General features: G+C 49.9%; 3 protein-coding genes. All 3 read left to right on the top strand.

Annotated features, from left to right (window positions below):
• Positions 1-361 (top strand): hypothetical protein (locus J7S20_RS16260; RefSeq protein ID WP_284055300.1); only part of this gene is annotated, 361 nt, incomplete at its 5' end.
• A 106-nt stretch (positions 362-467) separates the two neighbouring features.
• Positions 468-1700 carry a PDZ domain-containing protein gene (locus J7S20_RS16265; RefSeq protein ID WP_284055301.1) on the top strand — a complete coding sequence of 411 codons (1233 nt, stop codon included), beginning with the start codon at positions 468-470 and terminating at the stop codon, positions 1698-1700.
• A 442-nt stretch (positions 1701-2142) separates the two neighbouring features.
• On the top strand, positions 2143-2376 hold a 234-nt coding region (locus tag J7S20_RS16270; protein WP_041558467.1), incomplete at its 3' end, for a transposase.

Raw genomic sequence — 2376 nt, forward strand, 5'->3', positions numbered from 1 at the left:
ATTCTTCCCGATTGAAATCGGACTCCATCGTTTGCCGCTCGTCAAACGCGATTTTGCAAATTTCTATGAAACGGCAGTGAGGGGCAGAGTGCCCAACGCACGCTTTTGGCAGATGGCATTCACCGGTGTCTACCACCGACTACAGGAGGACAAAATGGAAAAAATTTCCCAAGCCGAGCTCGATCAAGTTTGCGGCGGTGTAGAAATCATGCCGATTAGCTGGAGCCTGCCCGCTGGTCCTGGTGGGTCTGACGTGACCCTGTATGGTGTTGGAGTGGACACCGGCGGCGGGACGCAGGTCGGGGGTGGCATTTCCGAAGGAGGGGGTACGGTCGGGATACGTGTAACGATCAAATTCTAACTTGATCCTATCTTATAGCGGCGCAGAGCGATCTGCGTCGCTTTCTCCATAGAGTGTAACGCATCTCCAAGTCATCGCCACCAACGGCCGCGCAAGGACTATTCTTATGATTGGCAACCGCCATCAAAGCTCGATCGAGCGATCCATCATAGCGTTTCTGCTAATCGCAATAGCGATCCCTATTGTTCCGGTTTCGTCGCAAACCTTGAACCACCGGACAGAAGAGTTCAGCGCTGCCAAACATCCAAGTGAAGCAAACAACGATCTCACGATCGACAAAAATGGGTTGCTCATCGCGAACGTCATTGTCGACGGATCTGCTCAAAAGGCTTTCTTGGACTCAGGCTCTTCAGTGATTTTATTTGACATCAAATTGGCGGAGAGGCTGAGTCTTAGCCGATATGGCCGAACCACGGTGGATACAGCCTCGCATACCGCTGATCTAGAGAAAACCTCCGGTTTCGATATTTCGATGGCGGGAGTTCAGTTGAATGGATTGACGGGTCGCGCATCGGATCTTTCCACGCTTAGTAGCTCATCGGGTGCAGCATTTTCTCTCATACTGGGCTTCACTCCACTCAAATCCAACTCGATTTTTCTCGACTTCAGTAGGATGCGAATCAGCATCAACGCGCCGAGGCCGAGCACCCAGGCTAGCGGCAGAGATATTGTCAAAGTTTATAAACTTGACATCGGGAATGGCGTGCCGGTTGTTCAGATCCCGGTAAATGGAAAGGTTTTGAGGGTTGCATTAGACACGGGAATGAATTCTGATTTCGTGGTAAGTCCGAGCTTGTATAGTTCGATGGTTCCCGCGGGGAATTTACAAACCACCCTGGCATCCGCATCTGTCGACGGAACGATTCAAATCAGCCATTTCAGCATCGTTCCAGATATGAATGTCCTTGGGTCCGATTTACATGACATCGGTCTACAGGAAGATGCTAACAATGGCTTAACTAAAAAACTCGGAGTGGACGCCATCGCAGGGCTTAGAGTTGTTAGGCGATTTAATTCGTATTTGGATTTCGCTCACCATGCCGCATCTTTCTCTCCCTCTGGCAATCGTCCTGATCCTGTTCAGAAGTCGCGCAGTGGACTTCAAGTTGCTTACGGCAAAAATGCGGCGCTAGTCGTGCATGTGATGGCTAACAGTCCTGCTGAGCGGTCGGGGTGGCATGCAGGCGATGAAATCTGCTCCGTCAACGGCCACCCCGCCGGAGAGGTTGCAAGCTCTCCAATGTTGCAGGACTGGGCTAAACAAGCGCCGGGAACAGTGGTCAAACTGGGCCTATGCAATGGTGAAGCCAAGCAATTAGTGTTACAAAAGTTTTATTGAAAATGCTGAAAAATATTGCGCTTCGTGATACGCACATAGGTTAAGAAATTTATTATCACGTAGTCAGAATATAATCATCGCTACGATCGATTCATAAGCGCACTTCAATTGCTCATCCATAAAGCATCTATCGGAATTTATTTATGAGAAGGCGATATTTTGCGTTTCTATGTCTGTCAATGACAGCACTATGCGGTTGCGCGGAGGATATACACTTCAAGAAAAATGACATTCTTAGTCATTCGCAAGTGGATCAAAATCAGTCTTGGTATCGTAGCATGCTCTGGTGCCGTAGCCACCAGAATTCTAACAAATCGAAAACTAAATTGTGCGATTCTAATGCTAGATATTAGCACTACTTTGGCAGAACTGTGATTTTAGAGCGAGTAGCCCCTAGATTTCTGGACGCCTTCTATCCTAATTTTGAGGACAGGAGGCGACGATGGGGAAGCCCAATTTCAGCGATGAGTTCAAGCGTGATGCGGTGGCCCAGATCACCGAGCGCGGGTATCCGGTAGCGGAGGTTTCCGAGCGGCTCGGCGTCAGTCAGCATTCGCTGTACGCATGGAAGCGACAACTGGCGAAGGTGGTGTCTGGCGATGCCAGCAAGGATGCTGAGATCCGCCAGTTGAAGCGCGAGCTGGCCCGGGTGACCGAGGAGCGCGATATACTAAAG

Origin of the sequence: Stakelama marina, assembly GCF_018122655.1 — a bacterium.
Lineage (GTDB): Bacteria > Pseudomonadota > Alphaproteobacteria > Sphingomonadales > Sphingomonadaceae > Sphingomonas > Sphingomonas marina.

Bases quoted from the DNA above. Each gene is read 5' to 3' on its own strand.
- J7S20_RS16265 (WP_284055301.1), top strand. From the start codon at position 468: ATGATTGGCAACCGCCATCAAAGCTCGATCGAGCGATCCATCATAGCG.